This is a genomic window from Mycobacterium fragae, from assembly GCF_002102185.1.
Taxonomy (GTDB): domain Bacteria; phylum Actinomycetota; class Actinomycetes; order Mycobacteriales; family Mycobacteriaceae; genus Mycobacterium; species Mycobacterium fragae.
In genome coordinates this window covers 88,641-109,972 of the sequence record NZ_LQOW01000028.1, presented here as the reverse complement: position 1 = coordinate 109,972, position 21,332 = coordinate 88,641, and the positions used below count along the sequence as shown (strand labels likewise).

The 21,332-nt window shown below is 65.6% G+C and carries 19 protein-coding genes; 9 read left to right on the top strand and 10 right to left on the bottom strand.

The annotated features are described in order from the left end of the window. Positions 1 to 101 precede the first annotated feature (101 nt). Positions 102 to 674 (top strand): TetR/AcrR family transcriptional regulator, encoded by a 573-nt coding sequence (locus AWC06_RS17275; protein ID WP_211281985.1) that lies wholly within the window; start codon positions 102 to 104, stop codon positions 672 to 674. 278 nt (positions 675 to 952) lie between these two features. Here the strand turns inward: AWC06_RS17275 and AWC06_RS17270 are convergent, their stop codons facing one another. From AWC06_RS17270 to AWC06_RS17225, 10 genes are all read right to left on the bottom strand, one after another. Next, complete coding sequence (locus AWC06_RS17270; protein WP_085199230.1) at positions 953 to 4,036, bottom strand: replicative DNA helicase; 3,084 nt, start codon at positions 4,034 to 4,036, stop codon at positions 953 to 955. Between the two features lie 492 nt (positions 4,037 to 4,528). Continuing rightward, entirely contained in the window at positions 4,529 to 4,987 is a 459-nt protein-coding gene (gene rplI, locus AWC06_RS17265) for a 50S ribosomal protein L9 (RefSeq protein ID WP_085199229.1), read from the bottom strand. Between the two features lie 31 nt (positions 4,988 to 5,018). After that, on the bottom strand, positions 5,019 to 5,273 hold the full coding sequence (gene rpsR, locus AWC06_RS17260; RefSeq protein WP_045375648.1) for a 30S ribosomal protein S18: 255 nt from the start codon (positions 5,271 to 5,273) through the stop codon (positions 5,019 to 5,021). A 30-nt stretch (positions 5,274 to 5,303) separates the two neighbouring features. Beyond that, positions 5,304 to 5,825 (bottom strand): single-stranded DNA-binding protein, encoded by a 522-nt coding sequence (locus AWC06_RS17255; protein WP_085199228.1) that lies wholly within the window; start codon positions 5,823 to 5,825, stop codon positions 5,304 to 5,306. A gap of 89 nt (positions 5,826 to 5,914) precedes the next feature. Then, positions 5,915 to 6,205 (bottom strand): 30S ribosomal protein S6, encoded by a 291-nt coding sequence (rpsF, locus tag AWC06_RS17250; protein ID WP_085199227.1) that lies wholly within the window; start codon positions 6,203 to 6,205, stop codon positions 5,915 to 5,917. A gap of 184 nt (positions 6,206 to 6,389) precedes the next feature. Continuing rightward, positions 6,390 to 8,024 carry a glycosyltransferase family 87 protein gene (locus AWC06_RS17245; protein WP_085199226.1) on the bottom strand — a complete coding sequence of 545 codons (1,635 nt, stop codon included), beginning with the start codon at positions 8,022 to 8,024 and terminating at the stop codon, positions 6,390 to 6,392. Next, positions 8,021 to 10,633 carry a transglycosylase domain-containing protein gene (locus tag AWC06_RS17240; protein ID WP_139820102.1) on the bottom strand — a complete coding sequence of 871 codons (2,613 nt, stop codon included), beginning with the start codon at positions 10,631 to 10,633 and terminating at the stop codon, positions 8,021 to 8,023. Before AWC06_RS17240 ends, AWC06_RS17245 begins: the two co-directional genes overlap by 4 nt. Then, positions 10,626 to 11,051, bottom strand: coding sequence for a DUF5318 family protein (locus AWC06_RS17235; RefSeq protein ID WP_085199429.1), 426 nt, complete (start codon positions 11,049 to 11,051; stop codon positions 10,626 to 10,628). The genes AWC06_RS17240 and AWC06_RS17235 overlap by 8 nt, the downstream gene beginning before the upstream one ends. Positions 11,052 to 11,109: 58 nt before the next feature. Then, positions 11,110 to 12,405: an MFS transporter gene (locus AWC06_RS17230; protein WP_211281991.1), complete on the bottom strand. Its 1,296-nt coding sequence runs from the start codon at positions 12,403 to 12,405 to the stop codon at positions 11,110 to 11,112. Between the two features lies 1 nt (position 12,406). Further along, entirely contained in the window at positions 12,407 to 13,594 is a 1,188-nt protein-coding gene (locus AWC06_RS17225; protein WP_211281984.1) for an LLM class flavin-dependent oxidoreductase, read from the bottom strand. 86 nt (positions 13,595 to 13,680) lie between these two features. Between AWC06_RS17225 and AWC06_RS17220 the strand changes: the two genes are divergently transcribed. The 8 genes from AWC06_RS17220 (at position 13,681) to AWC06_RS17185 (ending at position 21,323) form a co-directional block, all read left to right on the top strand. After that, positions 13,681 to 14,517, top strand: coding sequence for a DUF1707 SHOCT-like domain-containing protein (locus AWC06_RS17220; protein ID WP_227371207.1), 837 nt, complete (start codon positions 13,681 to 13,683; stop codon positions 14,515 to 14,517). A gap of 136 nt (positions 14,518 to 14,653) precedes the next feature. Then, positions 14,654 to 15,196 (top strand): PadR family transcriptional regulator, encoded by a 543-nt coding sequence (locus AWC06_RS17215; RefSeq protein ID WP_085199223.1) that lies wholly within the window; start codon positions 14,654 to 14,656, stop codon positions 15,194 to 15,196. Positions 15,197 to 15,249: 53 nt separating this feature from the next. Further along, entirely contained in the window at positions 15,250 to 16,353 is a 1,104-nt protein-coding gene (locus tag AWC06_RS17210; RefSeq protein WP_085199222.1) for an inositol-3-phosphate synthase, read from the top strand. A gap of 10 nt (positions 16,354 to 16,363) precedes the next feature. Next, a complete protein-coding gene (locus tag AWC06_RS17205; RefSeq protein ID WP_085199221.1) occupies positions 16,364 to 17,260 on the top strand; it encodes an alpha/beta fold hydrolase in 897 nt (298 codons plus the stop codon). Positions 17,261 to 17,269: 9 nt separating this feature from the next. Next, positions 17,270 to 18,076 (top strand): LLM class F420-dependent oxidoreductase, encoded by an 807-nt coding sequence (locus tag AWC06_RS17200; RefSeq protein ID WP_085199220.1) that lies wholly within the window; start codon positions 17,270 to 17,272, stop codon positions 18,074 to 18,076. A gap of 17 nt (positions 18,077 to 18,093) precedes the next feature. After that, positions 18,094 to 18,771, top strand: coding sequence for a GntR family transcriptional regulator (locus AWC06_RS17195; protein WP_085199219.1), 678 nt, complete (start codon positions 18,094 to 18,096; stop codon positions 18,769 to 18,771). Between the two features lie 21 nt (positions 18,772 to 18,792). Then, positions 18,793 to 20,577, top strand: a complete 1,785-nt coding sequence (locus AWC06_RS17190) for an ABC transporter substrate-binding protein/permease (RefSeq protein WP_085199218.1) — start codon at positions 18,793 to 18,795, stop codon at positions 20,575 to 20,577. Further along, complete coding sequence (locus AWC06_RS17185) at positions 20,574 to 21,323, top strand: amino acid ABC transporter ATP-binding protein (RefSeq protein WP_280522672.1); 750 nt, start codon at positions 20,574 to 20,576, stop codon at positions 21,321 to 21,323. Before AWC06_RS17190 ends, AWC06_RS17185 begins: the two co-directional genes overlap by 4 nt. The last annotated feature ends 9 nt before the right edge of the window (positions 21,324 to 21,332 follow it).

Below are 21,332 nucleotides of genomic sequence, written 5' to 3'. Positions count from 1 at the left end.
CGGGCGCTTCGCAGTATACATATCGGTCGGTATACTGCAATGCCGAAGTCGGCTCACCTGCCTTCGTCCTGATATACCGAACTGTCGGTATAGTTGCGGCCGTGGTGGACGTGAGATCGTCGGCGCGCGAGTCCCTGTTATCGGCTGCGGCGGAGCTGACCTACGAACGCGGCATCACCGCAACCGGTGTCGACGCGATCGTCAACGCTGCTGGTGTCACCAAGCGGACTCTCTACCAGCATTTCGGATCCAAGGATGCGCTCGTGGCGGCATCATTGGAAGCTCGGGACGCCGCCGCGATCCAGTCCCTTCGCGCCGCTGCGCAGAAGCGCGCTAAGCGCACGGGTGAACCAGTCATCCTTGCGCTCTTCGACGTCATCGATACTGTGCTGTCGTCCAGCGCGACCGCCGGGTGCGCATTCCTCAATGCCGCATTGGAAATTGGCGGGCCTGAGCATCCGGTACGTCAGGCAGCGTTGCATCATCTGCGCTCGCGAGAACGATTGGTTGGTGAAATGCTAGCCCAATCAGGATGCGCCACTGAGGATTTGACGGCGCAGATATCGCTACTAGTCGACGGCGCATTCGCGGTGGCCGGCTCGGGGCGCGACCCCAGGGCTGCCCGTCGCGCGAAAGACGCGGCCAGGGCCCTGTTGGCCGGCGCCACTAGGTGACGCAGCGAAGCCCAGCTGCCATGCCTCGGCAGTTGCTTGGCCGTGACGAGCAGGTTCGTCATTGCCAGCGTGTGACCACTAAAGACCACCCCCTTGCAACGCAGAGTCAGCTGCATTAGCTCGCCGCCGCGCAACAGCTCGAAATGCGCAGCCCCCGACCAACGATCGCACAGCCACTGGCACGAACCCCGGTTCGCGCTTGTCTCACTCCAATGTCCAATTGGACACCGAGTGGACATTTCATTTGAGAATCGGACACGGGATTTGAGAACCTACACTTAGCGCGCCATGTTCGCGAAGCGCGACAGGTGCAGCTGGTGAGCAACAGTCACCGTCTTCGTCGGGCCGTTGCGGTGCTTGGCGAGAATCAGGTCGGCCTCGCCGCCGCGGGGATCGTCGCGCTCGAAGGCATCCGGTCGGTGTAGCAGGATGACGACGTCACTATCTTGTTCCAGAGAATTATGTGCACTGATACCGTTGGCGACGAAATTGTGTGTGTCATCCACTGTTCCGTCGTAGACATCCATCACGCCCAGACTTGTGACCTCCACTATCTGATCCCAGAACACATCGTTCGTGGCCAGTGCATGAATCTCACGGTCCTCAAGCAACCCCGCAGCGCGGTGCAAGCGTCCTCGGCTGGGCGCGTGCTTCCACATCGCGGAGCCGCAGAACTGCGTACCCATAGCGGCGGCGAACTGGCGGTGCGTCATCTGTCGACTCACCAACGACGCCTTGACTAGCGTCCACACCTCTTTCGGCACAGTGTCCAGATTGGTATTGCGAACAATGCCGTCGAGCTGGGTTAGCACCTCCTGCGCGGCAACAGCTTTCACACCGTGCACGCCGGCATGGCGTAGGAACCTTGTCTGATTCTCTGCGCCATAGATGTAAAGGTGCCAGCAGTCGCGATAACCGGCTTTAATTACGCGCTTGATCCGGGCGAGCACACCGACGCGCAGCAGGAGCGCTGCCACATCATCGATCAAACGTCGGCTCGTCGATGCATAGTAAACGCGGGCCTGACCCACTTTGTCGTCCCAGGACACCGAACCGTCGGTGGCCCATAAGTGCCGCAAGAACAGCGCCACCTGGTCGTTCGGCAATGCGAAAACCCGCTGTGGCACAAACTTTTCGTAGCTGCGCAATCCAAACAGACCGAGCTTGTCCAACCACGCGGCGATTGGATTGCGCCGACGATGCGTCAAGTGATACGGCGCGGGCAGACGGAGAGTTGTCACCCGAGCAGCAGGGTAATCGTCGCGAACTGCCGTCACTCCAAAGTACATTGCCGAGAGGGCGACCGCGACTAGGTTGGCTTCGTCGACTGAGGCGTATCGGATCGGCTGGTTCTTGACGCATGACCCATCACCGATCATGTGCGCCAACAGGATTACCTCGGAATCTGCCATCCGTTGCGTGTGGACTGGTTCCGGAACTGAGCGCGGAACTGCCAGCCGGTCGCCAACCGTCAACTGCTCCAATGGCGTCCAACCGTCGAGCGTCATAAAGGGATGGTTTCCGGTGGCCTCGACCTCACGTCCCGACGCCAGCCGCAGGCGGAACACCTCTTTGCGACCGCTCGGGAACACGTTGGTCATTGGCCGGGCAACCATCCGTAGCTGCTCATCCAGCGACCACACCAGGGGACGCTCGCCGGTGCGCAGCAGCTCACCGAACGTCACCTCGGCGCCGGTGTCGGCGCGCAGGATTCGCGTCGATGCGGTCAGACAACCCGACTCCCGAAGGTCGGCCAGCATCGGCTTCTTGTCGGTGCGCTGTTCGGGACCGCGGTTCAACTGGCTGATCGCGACAACCGGAACCTCGAGTTCCTTCGCCAAAAGCTTTAAGTTACGCGAGAACTCGGACACCTCCACCTGCCGCGACTCGAACTTCTTGCCCGAAGTCATCAGCTGCATGTAATCCACGACGATCAGCCGCAGATCGGCCTTCTGCCGCAGCCGCCGTGCCTTGGCGCGGATCTCCATCATCGTCAGGTTCGGCGAGTCGTCGATAAATAGTGGCGCCTCGCTGATTTCGCTCATCCGCCGCGCCAACCGGGTCCAGTCGTCGTCGCTCATCCGGCCCGAGCGCATGTCGGCGAGCTTGATTTTGGCCTCCGCCGACAACAGCCGCATCACGATCTCGGACTTGCTCATCTCCAACGAGAAGATGACGCTGGCCATCCGATGCTTGATCGAGCACGAGCGCAGGAAATCCAGCCCAAGGGTCGAGTTGTGCGTGGGGACCATGCCGCGGCCCGCCAAATACAGCCGCGCAGCGTTGTTGACCTGCACGCAGCGCACCGGAACGCTGGAAACCCGGCGCACCGCGTCCACATGCAGCACCGGGGCCATCAAGGTGGCGGTTCCGCGGCGTTCGGTGTAGCTGGCGATCGATCCAGCTGCGGCGATAGTGTCCAGCCCGCTACGCAATTCGGCCGTCGGGCGGACGCCATAACCCGTCGGCCATTGGTGATCGGCATCGGCGATGATCACCGTGCCGTCAGAAAATTCGACCTCGTAGCATGGCCGGCCCAACATGACTTCGGTCGCGGCCACCACCCGCGTGGGCTGTCCGTCGGCACCCAGCAGCTCATCACCGACGGCGACGTCGCCCATCGTCGTCCAGCCATCCGGTGTCGGCAGCGGCGTGTCTAATGCCAGCGCCTTGCCCACCCCAGGGCGGGCCGCGACGATGATCATCTGGCCGGGATGCAGGCCATTGGTCACATCGTCGAGCTCGGTGAAACCGGTCGGCACTCCGCGCGCCAACCCCCCGGCCGACGCGATCGCATCGATCTCGTCCATCGTCGGCTGCAGCAGATCCTCCAGCGCGACGAAGTCCTCGGAGAGCCGCCGATCGGTCACGTCGTAGATCTCGGCCTGGGCCCGGTCGACCACCTCGGCGACGTCGGAGCCCTCCGCGCCGGCATAGCCGTACTGCACCACCCGGGTGCCGGCTTCCACGAGGCGGCGCAGCAGCGCCTTCTCGGCCACGATCCCCGCGTAGTAGCCCGCGTTGGCCGCCGTCGGCACCGTCGAAATCAAGGTGTGCAGATAGGGCGCGCCGCCGATCCGGCGCAGCGAGCCGCGGCGGTCCAACTCGGCGGCGACCGTCACCGCGTCGGCCGGCTCCCCGCGCCCGTACAGGTCCAGGATGGCGTCGTAGACGTTCTGGTGCGCCGGGCGGTAGAAGTCGCCGGGGCGCAGCTTTTCCAGCACGTCGGCAATGGCGTCCTTGCTCAGCAGCATCCCGCCCAGCACCGACTGCTCGGCCGCGACATCCTGCGGAGGTTGACGTCCGAAGTCCTCGCTGGGCGCGTCGGTGCCGGGATAGCCGAGGTCGTCAACGACTGCCATGGCCTCCCCACCTCCTCGACGCGGCACTCGAACGCATATTCGACACCTACGACTTGACGCTAGGCCATGCCTCCGACATCACTCACCCCGAACAGCCCAACGCATAGCGGCATCGCCTCGCGACGGTTGACGCTAAAGGTTGCTGGCAAGGACTCCAAGCGGCCCTGTTCATGAAACTGTGCATCGCGTGTGCATATCTGTGAGCGGCTGTGTTGAGGGGGTGTGGAGAACCTGTGGAGCAATATCGGGGATCGCGGCATCACTGCAGATAAGCGGAACACAACGCCACACACTTTGTGTGGATGAGAATCTCTTCGGCGTGTCGGCCCGGGTTGCCATTTCGGGCGTGTTGCGTTGCAGGCAATGATTGGGCGCGTTAACAGACGGTTACGTTCGCTATCGGTTCGACTCGGGCGGAAGTTCGCCAGAGGATGCGTCAGCGCCCCGGCGGCAGCCACTCAGACCGCCACCGGGGATGACCGATGCGGGGCGCTAGCCCTGCGCGACGACGTCGAGGGCGACCTCGACGTCCACCTCGGGGTGCAGATGCACCGTGACCGGGTGATTACCAACGACCTTGATGTGCCCCTTGGGCAACCGGACGACCCGTTTGTCGAGGTTGGGTCCGCCGGCCTTCTTGATGGCGCTGACGACGTCACCGGGGGTCACCGAGCCGAACAACTTGCCGGAGTCGGCGGCCGTCCTCATCGGCAGCGCGACCGGGCCCAGCGCCTCGATCGCGGTTTTGATCTCGTTGGCATGCTCGAGGTCGCGAACCTGCTTGGAGGCGCGGGCCCGCCGGATGTCGTCAACCTGCTTCTGCGCGCCACGCGACGCGACGATCGCCAGGCCACGCGGCAGGAGGAAATTGCGTCCGTACCCGTCCTTGACCTCGACGGTGTCGCCGGCGGAACCGAGGTGGTCGACGTCGGCGGTCAAAATGAGCTTCATTTTTTGATGGTGTCCGTTCTGCGTTGCGTGCTTACCGCGCCGAGGAGGTGAAGGGCAGCAGCGCCACCTCGCGGGCGTTTTTGACCGCGAGCGCGATGTCGCGCTGGTGTTGCACGCAGTTGCCGGTGACCCGGCGCGCGCGGATCTTGCCCCGCTCGCTGATATATGTGCGCAGCAGCGCGGTGTCCTTGTAGTCGATCACTTGGTCTTTCTTGGCGCAGAACACGCATTTGCGTGTTTTGACCGGCTTTTCCGGAGCCGGGCGCCGCTTGTTGGACTTCGCCATGTCGTTCTCTTTCGCTCTGTAATTCAGGTATTAGAAGGGAGGCTCGTCGTCGCCGCCGCCGAACGAGCCGGAGGCCGGGGCGCTACCCCACGGGTCGTCGCCGGTGCCGCCGCCGCTGGCCTGGGCCGGCGCCTGCGCCTGCCGGGATCCCCCGCCGCTGCCGAAGCCGCCGCCTCCGCCGCCGCTGCGGCTGGCCTTGTTCACCTTGGCGGTGGCGTATCGAAGCGACGGGCCGATCTCGTCGACCTCGACCTCGACCACCGTGCGTTTCTCGCCCTCGCGGGTCTCGAACGAGCGCTGCTTGAGCCGACCCTGCACGATCACCCGCGATCCGCGGGTCAGGCTTTCGGCGACGTTCTCCGCGGCCTCCCGCCAGATGTTGCACCGCAAGAACAGCGCCTCGCCGTCTTTCCATTCTCCGCTCTGGCGGTCGTAGATCCGCGGTGTCGAGGCCACGGTGAAGTTCGCCACGGCAGCACCCGACGGCGTGAACCGCAGCTCCGGGTCAGCGGTCAGGTTTCCGACGACGGTGATGGTGGTGTCACCAGCCACAATTTCCTCCTAGGTCCGCCTGGGCTCCGGCGGGCATTTGGCTGAGCCTAGGCAACGGCTCTGACATCCCGCGGCCATTCGCCCACAGGCTAATGCTTGTCCGTGCGCATCACCTTGGTCCGCAGCACGGACTCGTTCAGGCTGAGCTGGCGGTCGAGCTCGGACACCGTCGCGGGCGCGGCCTTGAGGTCGATCACGGCGTAGATGCCCTCGGCGTGTTTGGCGATTTCGTACGCCAGCCGGCGCTTGCCCCAGATGTCGACCTTCTCGACCATTCCGCCGTCCTTGCGGACGACGTTGAGGAAGGTCTCCAACGACGGGGCGACGGTGCGCTCGTCGAGGGTGGGGTCAAGGATGACCATGATTTCGTATGGACGCATGGGAACCTCATCACCTCCTATGGTCGTGTGCGGCCACGGTCTTGTCCGTGGCAGGAGGGTCGCCTGCGTCGGCAACCGACTCAGGCTACCGGACAGCTGGTGAGCTTGCGAAATCCGGTGTCGAGCGTGCGTCCAGGGCGACGACACGCCGAGGCGCGCCGCCGTCAATGCACACTCGACGCCCTCATCGCACACTCGACGGCGTCGGCGCGGCTATTGGTGCCGGCTGCCGTAGCGCAGCCGGTCGTAGCCACGGCGCCAGCCAGCTGGGCGGCGCGTCGTCGGCCCGGTCGAACACGCCACCGGCGGGATCGTCGACTCGCCCGCCCCAGCGCACCAGATCTTCGCCGGGCCGGTAGATCTGGCGGACCACCAGCGCGCACAACGCCAGCACCGCGACGTCGCGCATCAGCACCGTGGCGGTGAACCACTGCTCGGGCAGCCCACGGTTGGGGACGCCGTAGAGGTAATACATTCGCGGCACCCACACCAAAGCATCGATCGTCATCCACGCCAACAGGATCCGGCGATGCGGCAAGGCCAGCACCGCCAATGGCACCAGCCATAGTGAGAATTGCGGGCTCCACACCTTGTTGGTCAGCAGGAATGCCGCCACCACCAGAAACGCCACCTGCGCCACCCTGGGCCGCTGTGGAGCAGTGAGGGCGATGTAACCGATTGCCACACAGCACAATACGAATAGCACTGCCACTACGGTGTTCAACACATGTGGCGGCTGCCAGAAACCCAGGTCCGGATCGAAACCACGCCAGCCGGTGAACGATTTGACGACGTTGTACAGCGAGTCCATGTCATCGCCGCGACGGGTGTTGAGCCGGAAGAACTCCGACCAGCCTCTGGGGAAGAGCACCATCACCGGCAAATTCACCAGCAGCCAGGTCAACGCGGTGGCGGCCGCGGTGTGGGCCACTTCGCGTAGACGCCCGGTGCGGACTCCCAACACCAGCAGCGGAGCCAACAACAACAGCGGATACAGCTTCGCGGCGATACCGAGTCCGATCAGCGCACCGGCCAGCACCGGTCGTCGCCGCGCCCACGCCAGCAGCGCACCGACCGCGAAAGCTGTTGCCAGCGCATCGAAATTGGTGAAGATCTGAAAGATCAGCAGTGGGGACGCCGCCACCAGCGCGGCGTCCCACACCCGTCGGCCCGCCAGGGCCGCAGTGGCCCAGACCGTCGCCAGCCAAGCCACCGCCAAGCCGAACGCCGCAACATCGAAGAACACCACCACCTCGGCGACGACGGGCAGCGCAATCAACTTGCTCAGTGCGGTGTAGGTCTTGGCCAACGCCATCGACATGTACTGATAAACCCCGGTGACCACCGGATACTCCATGTAGCGCACCGCAGGCTTGCCGTCATAGCGGGTCTGCGGTTTGCCGTCGGGATCCTTTTCAACCCAACTCGACTTGTACGGAAACTTGCCCTGGCTCAACAACTCTGCGCCGTACAGCGGCACGGTGTCGGAGTAGCACAGCTCGTAATAGGCGCGCTGATTCTGCCAATTGGCGACCCGTTGGTCACCCGGCCCTGACCCGGTGGTCACCAGGCAGGGCGCCTTCGTCAACCAACCCAACGCCAAGAACACCACCGCGATCAGGAACATCACCCGCAGCGGGGTGAGGAACGCCGCGCGCCCGATCATCGCGTGCCGGCCCACTGGGCCGCCGACGAGATTCGACAGCGCCGCGCCCAGAAAGTCTGTGCGGCTGGGGCAATCGCGGTCCTCGGCGGTGCGCAGGTCCGAGGCCAACGGCCCTGGCGAGACGGTGGGGCGGCCCGTCTCGACGTCCGTCACGGCGGCGGCGCAGGAGACGCGGGCACTCCGGCTCCCGGCGCGGGCACTCCGCCCCCCGGCGGCGCCGGCACCAACGGCGGGGCGGGCCCGACGGGGACGGTGGTGGGCGGCCCCACCGGAATCGTGATGCCCGGCGCCACTTCAATCGTGGGCTGGATGACCGTCTGCGACGGCGGCGGAGGTGGCGGGGGCGGCGCGGCGGGCGGCCCGGCGTAGCCGCCGATCTGGGTTGGCTTGGGGAAGGACTCGCTGGAGGTGCCCTTGAGAGCGCCGTCCATGGTCGACTTCCAGATGTCCGACGGCAGAGTCGAGCCCCAGACCGGGGAGCCCCACTTGTTCACCAGCGGATGGTCGCCCCGCGCTGTGCCCACCCACACGGCCGTCGAAAGCGACGGCGTGTAGCCGACCATCCACGCGTCCTTGTTGGCGTCGGTGTCACCCAACTGGGTGGTGCCGGTCTTGGCCGCCGACGGTCTGCCACCGGCCAACGCGTGGCCGTTCGAATACGCGGCGATCGGCTGCATCGCGGAGGTGACGTTGTCGGCGACGTCTTTCGGAATCCGTTCCTCACCGGAGTTATCGGAAGTGCTGGCATCGAACAGTACGTGGCCGGCCGAGTTGACCACCTTTTGCACGAAATGCGGGCGGTGATACACGCCGGAGGCGGCCAGCGTGGCGTACGCCGAGGCCATGTCGATCACCCGGGTCTGGTACTGGCCCAACACAATTCCGTTGTTCGGCGGTCCGCCTTGACCGTCTTCGGAGAGCGTATGCGCCACACCGGGGAAGCTTTCCGCAATGCCCGCGTGGTGTGCGGCGTTGGCCACGTCTTCCGGACCGTTTTTCAGTTTCAGCATCAGCCGGTAGTACGAGGTGTTCAGCGAGCGCTTGAGCGCCTCGGCGATGTTGCAGGTTCCGCAGCTTTCGCCCTCGACGTTGGAGATCTTGATGCCGTTGACCGTCAACGGCGAGCTGTCCACTTGATAGCCCAGCCCGATGCCCTGCTCCAGCGCGGCGATCAGCGCGAACACCTTGAACGACGACCCGGTCTGCAGGCCGGCCTGCGCGAAGTCGAAGCCGTTGGCGTCCGAGCCGCCGTAGTAGGCCCGCACCGCCCCGGTATGCGGGTCGATGGACGCGACGGCGGCCCTCATGTCCGGGTTCTGACCCTCGAGGTACTTCGACACCGCGTTCTCGGCGGCCTTCTGCGCTTGCGGATCGATGGTCGTGGTGACCTGCAGGCCCTGCGTGTTGAGGGTCTGCTCGTCGATGTTGAACAGGTCGAGCAGCTCCCTGGTCACCTGCCGCTCGATCAGCCCGTTGGGTCCGGTGGTCTGGTCCTGCGCGCGGGCCTGCTCGGGCGGCACCGTCGTCGGAAACACCTGGGCCGCACGGTCCTTCGGCGAGAGTGCACCTATTTCCACCATCCCGTCGAGCACCCAGTTCCACCGTACCTTGGCGCCCTCCAAGTCCACGGCGGGGTCCAGGCTGGACGGCCGCCGGATCAGCGCCGCCATCAGTGCTCCCTCGGCGAGGGTGAGCCGCTCGACGGGTTTGTCGAAATACGCCTTCGAGGCCGCGGAGATCCCGTAGGCGCCTCGTCCGAAGTAAATGATGTTCAAATAGGCTTGCAGCACATCGTCTTTGGACCATTCGCCCGACATCTTGGTGGCGATGACCAGTTCCTTGGCCTTGCGTATCAGGCCGCTCCACCCGTACTGCGCCGACCCGACCAGCGCGTTCTTGACGTACTGCTGGGTGATCGTCGAGCCGCCCTGTAAGTCGCCGCCGAACATATTGTTCTTGACCGCGCGCGCGAAACCGGAGATCGAAAAGCCCGGGTTGGAATAGAAATTGCGGTCTTCGGCGGCGAGTACCGCCTCACGCACATGCACGGGCACCTGCTCGAGCTTGACATCGACCCGGTTACCTTCCGGGGGAACGATTTTGGCGAGCTCTGAACCGTCGCTGGCCAAGATCGTCGAGACCTGATTCGTACGGATGTCGCCGGGCTTGGGGACGTCGACGATGAAGTAGGCCATCGCGAAGGTGACGATCGGCAACAGCAACATCACCACGGCCGCGACGTAGAGTCCGCGCCGCACCCACAACCAGTTGATCCGGCGCAGCCACGTCCAGTCGATTCGGTGAATCCAGTCCCAGTTGGGCAGCTGCGGCAGTTTCCACGGCGGCGGACCGGGGGGACGGCCCCCGGGCGCACCTCCCCCGGGCGGACTTCCCCCGGGCGGACGGCGGCCGGGCGGGCCACCCCCAGGCCGGCTGCTCCGCGGCGGGCGGCTGCCGGTGGGCGGTCGGCGAGGACCCGATGCCTTACCGTCCAACGCAGCCTTGACCGCATCGATCGTCGGGTCGCGGCGCTCCGCGCGCGGCGGCGGCGCCGTACCGTCCAGTGCTGCCTTGACCGCTTCGATCGGATCCCGCAACGGCAGCGACGTGTCGTCGCGGACCGGCGGCAACACGGTGGTCAACCGGTCATCAGGCGGGACCGGATGACGTCGCCGAGTCGGCTTGGGCTTGGGCGCGCCGTCGGCCGCCGGCCCCTTCGGGGCGTCACGGGCCGAGCGGTCTTGCTGCCCTTCGTTATTCACTGGCCGTGCGGGCGCCGTTGCGCGCCGTCCGCGTGCTGCGCGACCCTCGGGGCGGACGGGCTGCGCCGAGCACATACGACTTGACCAAGTGATTCCAGCTGCAGGTCCGGCATACCTCCACCACGTGTACCGAGAACTCCTCGAATCGCGATGCCAGCAAGACCAGCTCTTCGGCGGTACGCGCCGAACCGGATACCGCGCCCAGATGATCGCCGAATACCCACGACACCAGGGTGAGCTGCTCTTTCCGGCAGATAGGGCACATCACCGGGCTGAGCTTCCCGTGAAACTTCGCCGCGCGCAGCAAGTAGGGATTGGCGTCACATACTTCGGACACCCCGGTTCGCCCGGAATACACCTCGGCCAGCACGGAGCGACGCCGAAGCGCATAGTCCACTACCTGTCGCTGCAATCGCACGCACACCAGAGTACGTCCGTGTCGGCGTTGCCGAGAGCTAGCCTGGCGTGCCAGCCGATCAACTCGGTTTGAGCAGCAGCGTCGCACCGACGCTGAATACGGCCGTGACAACCAGATAGCAGCAGGCATACCAGGGGTTGCCGTGGTCGGCCGCGATGAGGCTGGCCAGTATCAACGGTGTGAGGCCGGACGCATAAATCCCGGACAGCTGATAGACGGTGGACAGCCCGGTGTAGCGGATTCGAGTGGGGAACAGCGAGGCATAAAGGGTGCCCTGCGCGCCATAGAACCAGGCGTGGATCACACCGAATGCCAGCACCATGCCCACCGCGTACCAAATGATGCTGTGGGCGGCGAACATCGCGAACACCGGGAACACGGCCAGCCCGAGCATCGCGACGCCCGTGGCGTACACCATCCGCGCGTCAAATCGGTCCGTGAAGCGACCGGATACCGGCAGCAGCACCGCCATCACCAGCGCGGCGATGGTGACTGTCGACAGCACCGGAACCTTGCCCAGCCCAAGGGTCCCTGTTGCATACGCGATGGCGAACACCCCCCACGTGTTGAACGCGGCGCCTTCCGCCCATCGGGATACCAGACCGAGCAGGGTGAGGCGCAGGGCCGGACGCGTGAAGACCTCCCGCACCGGAACAGCCGAAGTTTCCGCGCGCGCCTGGATCGCCTGGAAGGCCGGTGTTTCGGCCACCCGCAGCCGCACCACCAACCCGAAGGCAACTAACACCACACTGAGCAGGAACGCGATTCGCCATCCGTAACTGGCGAACGCGTGCGCCGGCAGCAGCAGCTGCAGCATCGCGAACACGCCCGTGCCTAAGGCCAGCCCCAGCGCCAGGCCAACCTGCGGTGCGCTGCCGTAGATTCCGCGCCGATCTTCGGGGCTGTACTCGACGGCTAGCAACATGGCGCCGGCCCACTCACCGCCCAGCGCAAACCCCTGAATGATTCGCAGCACCACCAGCAGCACCGGCGCGAGGATCCCCACCTGCGACGCCGTGGGCAACACGCCCATCAAGCTGGTCGCCCCGCCCATCAACAGCATGGTCAGCGCCAGGCTGCGTTTCCGACCGATGCGGTCGCCGATGTGGCCGAACACGAATCCGCCGATCGGGCGCATCACGAATCCGACGGCGAAAGTGGCGAATGCCAACAATGTGCCCAAGGTGGAATTCTGCGACGGGAAGAACGCATGGTTGAAGACGATCGTGGCGGCCGTCGCATAGAGAAAGAAGTCGTACCACTCGACGGTGGTGCCGACCACGCTGGCAGCGAGCACCGTGCGGCGCGCGCTGCGGTCGATGTCGAGTTGTTGAGGCGGTGCGAATTCGATCAGGCTAGGAGGCACTGACGTCCCCGACGCTCGGAAGGAACGCCGACCGGGCCGGCTCGGTCGGCTTGTCGAGTTCGACGCCGTCACCCAGGAGGCCACGCCGGGCCAGGATCGGGCGCACTCCCTCGCCGAACGTGTATGCCTCCTCCAAGTGTGGATAGCCGGACAGGATGAAGTGGTCCAGGCCCAGCTCGGCATATTCGGTGATCCGCTCGGCGACCTCCTGGTGCGAACCGACCAACGCGGTGCCGGCGCCGCCGCGGACCAACCCAACGCCCGACCACAGGTTGGGGTAGATCTCGAGACGTCGCGCGTCCACGCCGGCATCGAAAGCGCTGCCCTCGCCATGCAATCGGCGCATCCGGAGTTGCCCCTCGGACTCCGATCGGGCGAGCGACTGTTGCGCGGCCGCTACGGTTTGCGGACTGAGAGCACTGAGCAGCCGGTGCGCCTCCGACCAGGCCTGCTCGCTGGTGTCGCGGGAAATCACGTGTAGGCGGATGCCGTAGCTCAGTTCCCGGCCCCGGGCCTTGGCCAGACCTCGGATCCAGTCGAGCTTTTCGCTGACCTGGTCGGGGGGCTCACCCCAGGTCAGATACGTGTCCGCGAAGCTGGCCGCGACGTCGCCGGCCTCGGGTGAGGAGCCGCCGAAGAAGATGGCCGGCACCGGATCGGGGCGCCGCGCCAACGACGCCTTCTCGACGCGCACGTGTTCTGCGGTCACCGTCACCGGCTCGGCAGACGTCCACAACCGGCGGACGATGTCGAGGAACTCGCCACACCGGGCATAGCGGGCCTCTTTGGGTAGGAAGTCGCCGAACTTGCGCTGCTCGATGCTCTCCCCGCCGGTGACCACGTTCAGCAGCAACCGTCCCTGCGACTGCCACTGAAACGTGGCCGCCATTTGCGCGGCCAGCGTCGGGCTGATGAGGCCGGGCCGCAACGCCACCAAGTACTTCAGCGACTCGGTGCTGCTGATCAGCATGGCGGTGGTCAGCCAGGCGTCTTCGCACCATTGGCCGGTCGGGGTGAGCACGGCCTCAAAGCCGTTGACCTCGGCGGCCTGGGCGAGCTGAATGAGGTACTTCAAATCGGCCGGCCGGTCGCCGTGCATCGTGCTCCCGTGGCCGCCGGCGATGAGATTCCGGGAATCCCCGTAAGTGGGAAGAAACCAATGAAGGTGTATTGACACGCTATCTATTTATGCCCGGTGTCGGCCGCACCCAACAGGCTTGCAACCATGGTGATTTCAACCCGCGGGCCCGCACGCCGCATACGATCATCGCCGTGGCTGCTACCCGGGCGAAAGACAGCGACCGGGACGACACCTGCCGGATCCTCGACTCGGCGCTCAATGAGGGTCAGCTGTCGATGGAGGAACACCGGGAACGGGTCAGCGCGGCCACTGCCGCCGTCACGCTGGCCGATCTGCACGCTCTGGTCGCTGACCTGCAGACCGCCAGCGCCCCGGTGCAGCTGACGCCGCTGCGCTCACGACCGAAGTTCGGCAGCTGGGGCATCGTCGCGGCCGCTCTGGTCGTCGCGGTGTTGTTCGGGATGGGCATCGGCTGGGGGCTCTACGGCAACACCAGCTCACCGCTGAGCTTCACATCCGATCCCGGTGCGAAGCCCGACGGCGTTGCGCCGGTGGTGCTGACCCCGCCCAAGCAGCTGCAGTCCGTGGGCGGTCTGACCGGGCTGCTGGACGCGGCCCGCAAAAAGTTCGGCGACACAATGGGCTTTCGGCTGGTGGTCTACCCCGAGTACGCGGTGATGGATCGCCCGGACCCCCGCGAACCACGACGCCAACTGAGCTACACCTATCGCGGCGGATGGGGCAATCCGACCGGTTCGTCCAAAAGCAGTGCGGCCGCTGCCGTCGACCTGAGCAGCTTCGACCCCGCGGCGGTCGTAGGCATCCTGCGGGGTGCTCCCCAAACACTGGGCATCAAGCAGTCGGACGTCAAGAGCACATATCTGATCGTCGAGCCGTCCGGGGACCCGACCAGGCCGGGTGCGCTGTCGCTGTCGGTTTACGTGTCCAGCGATTACGGCAGCGGCTATATCCAGTTCGCCGGCGACGGCACCGTCAGCCAGATCATCCGTCCGTCCTGACCGCTCGGCTAATACCGGCTGAACGCGATGCGAACACCAGCTGGTGTGGTGGCAAATATATCGGGACGATACTATGACGCGAGACTGTGTCCCGACACATCAAGTGTCACAACGATCGAGCAAAGGAGGTGACTCGGTGCTGGAGCTTGCCATCCTGGGACTCTTGCTCGAGTCGCCCATGCATGGCTATGAACTGCGTAAACGGCTGACCGGTCTACTGGGGGCGTTCCGGGCTTTTTCTTACGGGTCGCTCTACCCCGCGCTGCGACGGATGCAGGCGGACGGGCTGATCGCCGAGAACGCCGCCCCGGCCGGGACGCCGGTGCGGCGCGCGCGGCGAGTGTACGAATTGACCGAAGCCGGCCAGCAGCGCTTCAGCGAGCTGGTCGCCGACACCGGTCCGCACAACTACACCGACGACGGCTTCGGAGTGCACCTGGCATTCTTCAACCGCACTCCCGCCGAAGCGCGGATGCGCATCCTGGAGGGCCGCCGTCGGCAGGTCGAAGAGCGTCGGGAAGGCCTGCGTGAAGCAGTGGCGCGGGCGACTAATTCGCTTGACCGCTATACCCGCCAGCTACATCAACTCGGGCTGGAGTCAAGCGAACGAGAAGTCAATTGGCTCAACGAGTTGATCGCGGCCGAACGCGTAGCGCAACGCCGCGCCGAGCAGTCCTAGAGCCAGGCGAACGACAACATCCACCACAGAGGTATGAGTAAGGAGAACCCCGTATGAGTGAGCACAAGCCGTTTGGGGCACCGGCGGCTCAGCCGGAGATCCGGGTCGCGATTGTCGGCGTCGGTAACTGCGCGTCCTCGCTGGTACAGGGCGTCGAGTATTACCAGAATGCCGACGAGACATCGTCGGTGCCTGGCTTGATGCACGTGCGGTTCGGGCCGTACCACGTTCGCGACGTGAAGTTCGTCGCCGCATTCGACGTGGACGCCAAGAAGGTCGGATTCGACTTGTCGGACGCGATTTTCGCCTCCGAAAACAACACCATCAAGATCGCGGACGTGCCGCCCACCAACGTGACGGTGCAGCGCGGACCGACGTTGGACGGCATCGGCAAGTACTACGCGGACACCATCGAGCTCTCGGACGTCGAGCCGGTCGACGTGGTCAAGGTGCTGCGCGACGCAGAGGTGGACGTGCTGGTCTCCTACCTGCCTGTGGGCTCGGAAGAGGCCGACAAGTTCTACGCCCAGTGCGCGATCGACGCCAACGTGGCGTTCGTCAATGCGCTGCCGGTGTTCATCGCGTCGGACCCGGTGTGGGCCAAGAAGTTCGCCGACGCCGGAGTGCCGATCGTCGGTGACGACATCAAGAGCCAGGTCGGCGCGACGATCACGCACCGAGTGATGGCCAAGCTGTTCGAGGACCGCGGTGTGCAGCTGGACCGCACCATGCAGCTCAACGTGGGCGGCAACATGGACTTCCTCAACATGCTCGAGCGTGAGCGCCTGGAGTCGAAGAAGATCTCCAAGACCCAGGCCGTCACGTCGAACGTGCAGCGGGAGTTCAATACCAAGGACGTGCACATCGGCCCGTCCGACCATGTCGGCTGGCTCGACGACCGCAAATGGGCCTACGTGCGGCTGGAGGGTCGTGCCTTCGGCGACGTGCCGTTGAACCTGGAGTACAAGCTCGAGGTGTGGGACTCGCCGAACTCGGCCGGGGTCATCATCGACGCCGTGCGGGCCGCCAAGATCGCCAAGGACCGCGGCATCGGCGGACCGGTGATCCCTGCGTCGGCGTATCTGATGAAGAGCCCACCGAAGCAGCTGCCCGACGACATCGCCCGCGCACAGCTGGAAGAGTTCATCGTCGGCTAGGAGCTGCCCCGTGGCGACTGCTGACGACGGGCTCGCTGATCTGCCTGAGTTTGCGCTGCTGCACGAAAACGCCGAACAGGCCGGCGTTTCCGGTCCGCTGCCCGTCGTGCAACGGGTCGACGTGGGCGCGATCAGCGCGCTGAAGTGGGGCGAGCGCCCACCGCGGGTCGTGTTCCTGCACGGCGGCGGGCAGAACGCGCACACCTGGGACACCGTGATCGTCGGGCTGGGTGAGCCGGCCCTCGCGCTGGACCTTCCCGGCCACGGCCGGTCGGCCTGGCGCGACGACGGCGACTACTCCCCGCAGCGCAACGCCGCCACGCTGGCGCCGGTAGTGCGCGAGCTTGCGCCGTCCGCCGATCTCGTCGTCGGCATGTCGCTGGGCGGGCTGACCGCGATCGGGCTCGGCGCGATCGCACCCGACCTGCTGCAAGAGCTCATCCTTGTCGACGTCACCCCGTCGGCGTTGCGGCGCCACAGTGAGCTGACTGCCGAACAGCAAGGCACGGTGGTCTTGATGCACGGCGATCGCGAATTCGACAGCTTCCAAGCCATGTTGGAGTCGACCACTGCAGCGGCGCCCCACCGCGACGTGAAAGCGTTGCGCCGCGGCGTATTTCACAACTCCCGTCGGCTGGGCGACGGTCGCTGGACGTGGCGTTACGACAGGATCCGCACGGTTCCCGATTTCGACAGCCTGTGGGACATCGTCGACGGGCTGTCCGCGCCGATCACCCTGGTGCGGGGCGGCAAGTCGGGCTTCGTCACCGACGACGACGCAGACGAATTAGCCAGCCGTGCATCGCAATTCCGTGGCACGCACGTCGTAGAGAATTCCGGGCATTCTGTGCAGAGCGACCAGCCTCGGGCGTTGGTCGACATCGTGCGGACAGTGCTCGACGGCTAACGTGGCAGTATGACTTCCTCCCTTCGCTCCGTGCGTATCGGCGTGCAGCTGCAGCCGCAGCATGCTGCCCAATACCGCAAAATCCGTGACGCGGTCCGTCGCTGCGAGGACATCGGCGTCGACGTCGCGTTCAACTGGGATCACTTCTTCCCGCTGTACGGCGATCCAGACGGTCCGCATTTCGAATGCTGGACAATGCTCGCTGCCTGGGCCGAGCAGACGTCGCGCATCGAAATCGGCGCGCTGGTGACCTGCAATTCCTACCGCAATCCGGAACTGCTCGCCGACATGGCCCGCACCGTCGACCACATATCCGATGGTCGTCTGATCCTTGGCATCGGGTCGGGTTGGAAACGTAAGGACTACACCGAATACGGCTACGAGTTCGGCACCGCCGGCAGTCGTCTCGACGACCTGGCTGCCGCGCTGCCACGGATCAAATCGCGACTGGGCAAGCTCAATCCGCCGCCGACGCGGCAGATTCCGTTGCTGATCGGCGGCGGGGGCGAGAAGAAGACCCTGCGTCTGGTCGCCGAGCATGCCGATATGTGGCACAGCTTCACCACCGCCGACGACTATCCGGCGAAGTCGGCCGTGCTGGCCGAACACTGCGCCGCGGTCGGGCGCGATCCGGATACCATCGAACGCTCGGCCGCCGTCGGTGGGGAGACCGGTCGCGCGGGCCATGCCGAGCTGATCGCCGACGCCGAAGCACTGACGGGCCTCGGGGTGAACCTGCTGACCGTCGGATCCACCGGACCCGACTACGACCTGAGCGCCGCCGAAGTATTGTGCCGGTGGCGCGATAACCTCTAGCCGCCACTTCCCCGGACATGCCAAAGAAATACGGCGCCAAAGAAAAAGATCAGGTCGTTGCCTACATCTTCCACCTGGTGCTGACCGGCAAGCTGCGCACCGGTGACCGGGTCGACCGCAACGAGATCGCCCAGCACTTGGGGATGAGCCGGGTTCCGGTTCAGGAAGCCGTCGGGCAGCTGGAACACGACGGGCTGCTTTCCACGCAATATCACCGGGGCGCGTTCGTCGAGCGATTCGACGAGGACACCATCCGCGAACACTACGAGGTGCACGGCGTGCTGAACGGACTCGCGTCGGCTCGCGCGGCCGCCAACCCCACGCCGCGGATCCTCGGCCGGCTCGACACCGTGATGCGCGCGCTGCGTAATGCGAAGGAGCTTCGTGCATTCGAGGCGGCGGCGCACGAGTATCGGCGCGCCGTCAACGAGGAGTACGCCGGGCCGAGGCTGCGCGCGGCAATTCGCGCCTCGCGGGGCCTGATTCCGCGTGCGTTCTTGCAGAGCTACCCGAACGTGATGGTCGAGATGCTGCCGTTCTACGAAGAGGAGACCGCGGCGATCCACCGCCGCGACCCCGACGCCGCGCGGGCCGCGTGCGCCGGCTGCGCTGAGTTGATGGCGAAGGTGATGGTGACCGAACTGGTTCGCCGCCGCGTTCTCGCTCCGTCGCAAAAGCCCGCGGTTGCGTTCTGAACCGGCCGTTAGGTTGGGGCCATGAACCTCAACGCCGGAAAGCTGGTCGCGCTGATCGCGGCGATCCTGATGGTGTGCGGCCTCGGGTCGGCGCCGCCCGCCACGGCCGCTCCCAATCAGTGCGCCCCGCCCGGGGTGCAAAGCGCCACCGAGTTACCTCCGAAGCTGGCCAAAGCCACCCGTCCTCGCGAAGACAAGTACACGACCGCGGATGTCGAGCCGCTGGATTCGGTGGACGTCGGGGCGCTTGGCCTGATCAGTCCGGGCACCCTGACGGTCGGCACGCTGTCCGAGGCGCCGCCGAACACTTGCATCAACACCAACGGGCAGTTCACCGGTTTCGACAACGAACTGTTGCGGGCCATTGCCGCAAAGCTGGGGTTGCAGGTCCGCTTCGTCGGCACCGACTTCGCCGGCCTGCTCGCCCAGGTCGCGTCGCGGCGCTTTGACGTCGGCTCGGCATCGATCATGGCCACCGACGTGCGCCGGCGCACGGTCGACTTCACCAACGGCTACGACTTCGGCTATGCCTCGCTGGTGGTCCAGCCCGGCTCACCGATCACCGGGTTCGACGACCTCGCGGCCGGGCAGCGTATCGGTGTCGTTCAGGGCACCGTGCAAGACGCCTACGTGGTCGAGACGCTGCATCTGCAACCGGTGAAGTTCCCCGACATCACCACCGCCTACACCAGCCTCAAGACCCATCAGATCGATGCCTGGGTGGCCGGCGGGCTGGAAGCGATGAACGCGGTGCGGCCCGGGGATCCCGCCGCGATCGTCGCCAACGCGTTCAACGAAGGGGACTTCGTGGCCTACGCGGTAGCCAAAGAGAACCGCCCGCTGATCGCCGCGCTGAACTCGGGGCTGGACGCGGTCATCAATGACGCCACCTGGTCGGGTCTCTACTCCGAATGGGTTCCGCGTCCGCTGCCGCCGGACTGGAAACCGGGATCGAAGGCGGCGCAGACGCCGCATCTGCCGGACTTCGCCCGAATCGCCGAGCGCCATCACCGGCCCAAGGCCGGACCGCCCGCCCCGACGTCCACGCTCGCCCAGCTGCGCGAGTCCTTCCTCGACTGGGACCTCTACCAGCAGGCCATCCCCGTCCTGCTGAAAACCGGCTTACCCAACACGTTGATCCTGACCGTCAGCGCCAGCATCATCGGCCTGACCGTGGGGATGATGCTGGCGGTCGCCGGAATCTCGCGTGTGCGCTGGCTGCGTTGGCCGGCGCGGGTGTACACCGACATCTTCCGCGGCCTGCCCGAAGTGGTGATCATCCTGCTCATCGGGCTTGGGCTCGGCCCGGTGGTGGGCGGGCTGACCCACAACAACCCGTATCCCCTGGGCATCGCGGCGCTGGGTTTGACCGCCGCCGCCTACGTCGGCGAGATTTTCCGCTCCGGAATTCAAAGCGTGGAGTCCGGTCAGCTGGAGGCCTCGCGGGCGTTGGGGCTCAGCTACCGCACCTCGATGCGATTGGTGGTGGTACCGCAGGGAATCCGCCGGGTATTGCCCGCGCTGGTCAACCAGTTCATCGCGCTGCTGAAGGCCTCCGCGCTGGTGTACTTCCTCGGCCTGATCGCCGGTCAGCGGGAACTGTTCCAGGTCGGCCGCGACCTCAACGCGCAAACCGGCAGCCTCTCACCGCTGGTGGCCGCGGGGATCTTCTATCTGATATTGACCATCCCGCTGACTCATCTGGTGAACTTCGTCGACAACCGGCTGCGCCACGGCCGCTCTCCTGCTGAGCCGGAGAACGCACTCGACCGGATCGCCTCGACGACCAGTCAGGAGATGACGTGACGGATCGCTTGGAGCGCCCGCAGTCGGTATCGCTGGCGGGCAAGGACATTCACCTGTCGTTCGGTCACAACACGGTACTGCGCGGAGTGGACATCGACGCGGCCGCGGGCAGCACGGTGGCGGTGATCGGCCCGTCGGGCTCCGGCAAGTCGACACTGCTGCGCGTGTTGAACCGGCTGTATGAGCCCGACCGCGGCGACATCCTGCTCGACGGACGCTCGGTGCGGGGCGACGATCCCAATCGGCTCCGGCAGCGAATTGGGATGGTGTTCCAGCATTTCAACCTCTTCCCGCACCGCACCGTGCTCGACAACGTCATGCTGGCGCCGCGCAGGCTTAAGCGCCTCTCCGTGGACGCGGCCCGCGAGCTGGCGCTGGCCCAGCTGGATCGGGTGGGCATGAAACACAAGGCCGATAGCCGCCCCGGCGCGCTGTCGGGCGGGCAGCAGCAAAGGGTCGCGATTGCCCGCGCGCTGGCAATGGCCCCGCAGGTAATGCTGTTCGACGAGGCGACGTCGGCGCTGGATCCCGAACTGGTCAAGGGCATCCTCGCGCTGATCGCCGACCTGGCCCACGAGGGCATGACGATGCTGGTCGTCACCCACGAAATGGGTTTCGCCAGGTCGACATCCAACACGGTGGTCTTCATGGACCACGGTCAGGTGGTGGAAACCGGGCCGCCGGATCGGATCTTCGAGGCGGCGGAAACCGAGCGGCTGCAGCGATTCTTGTCGCAAGTGCTTTGACAGCAAAAC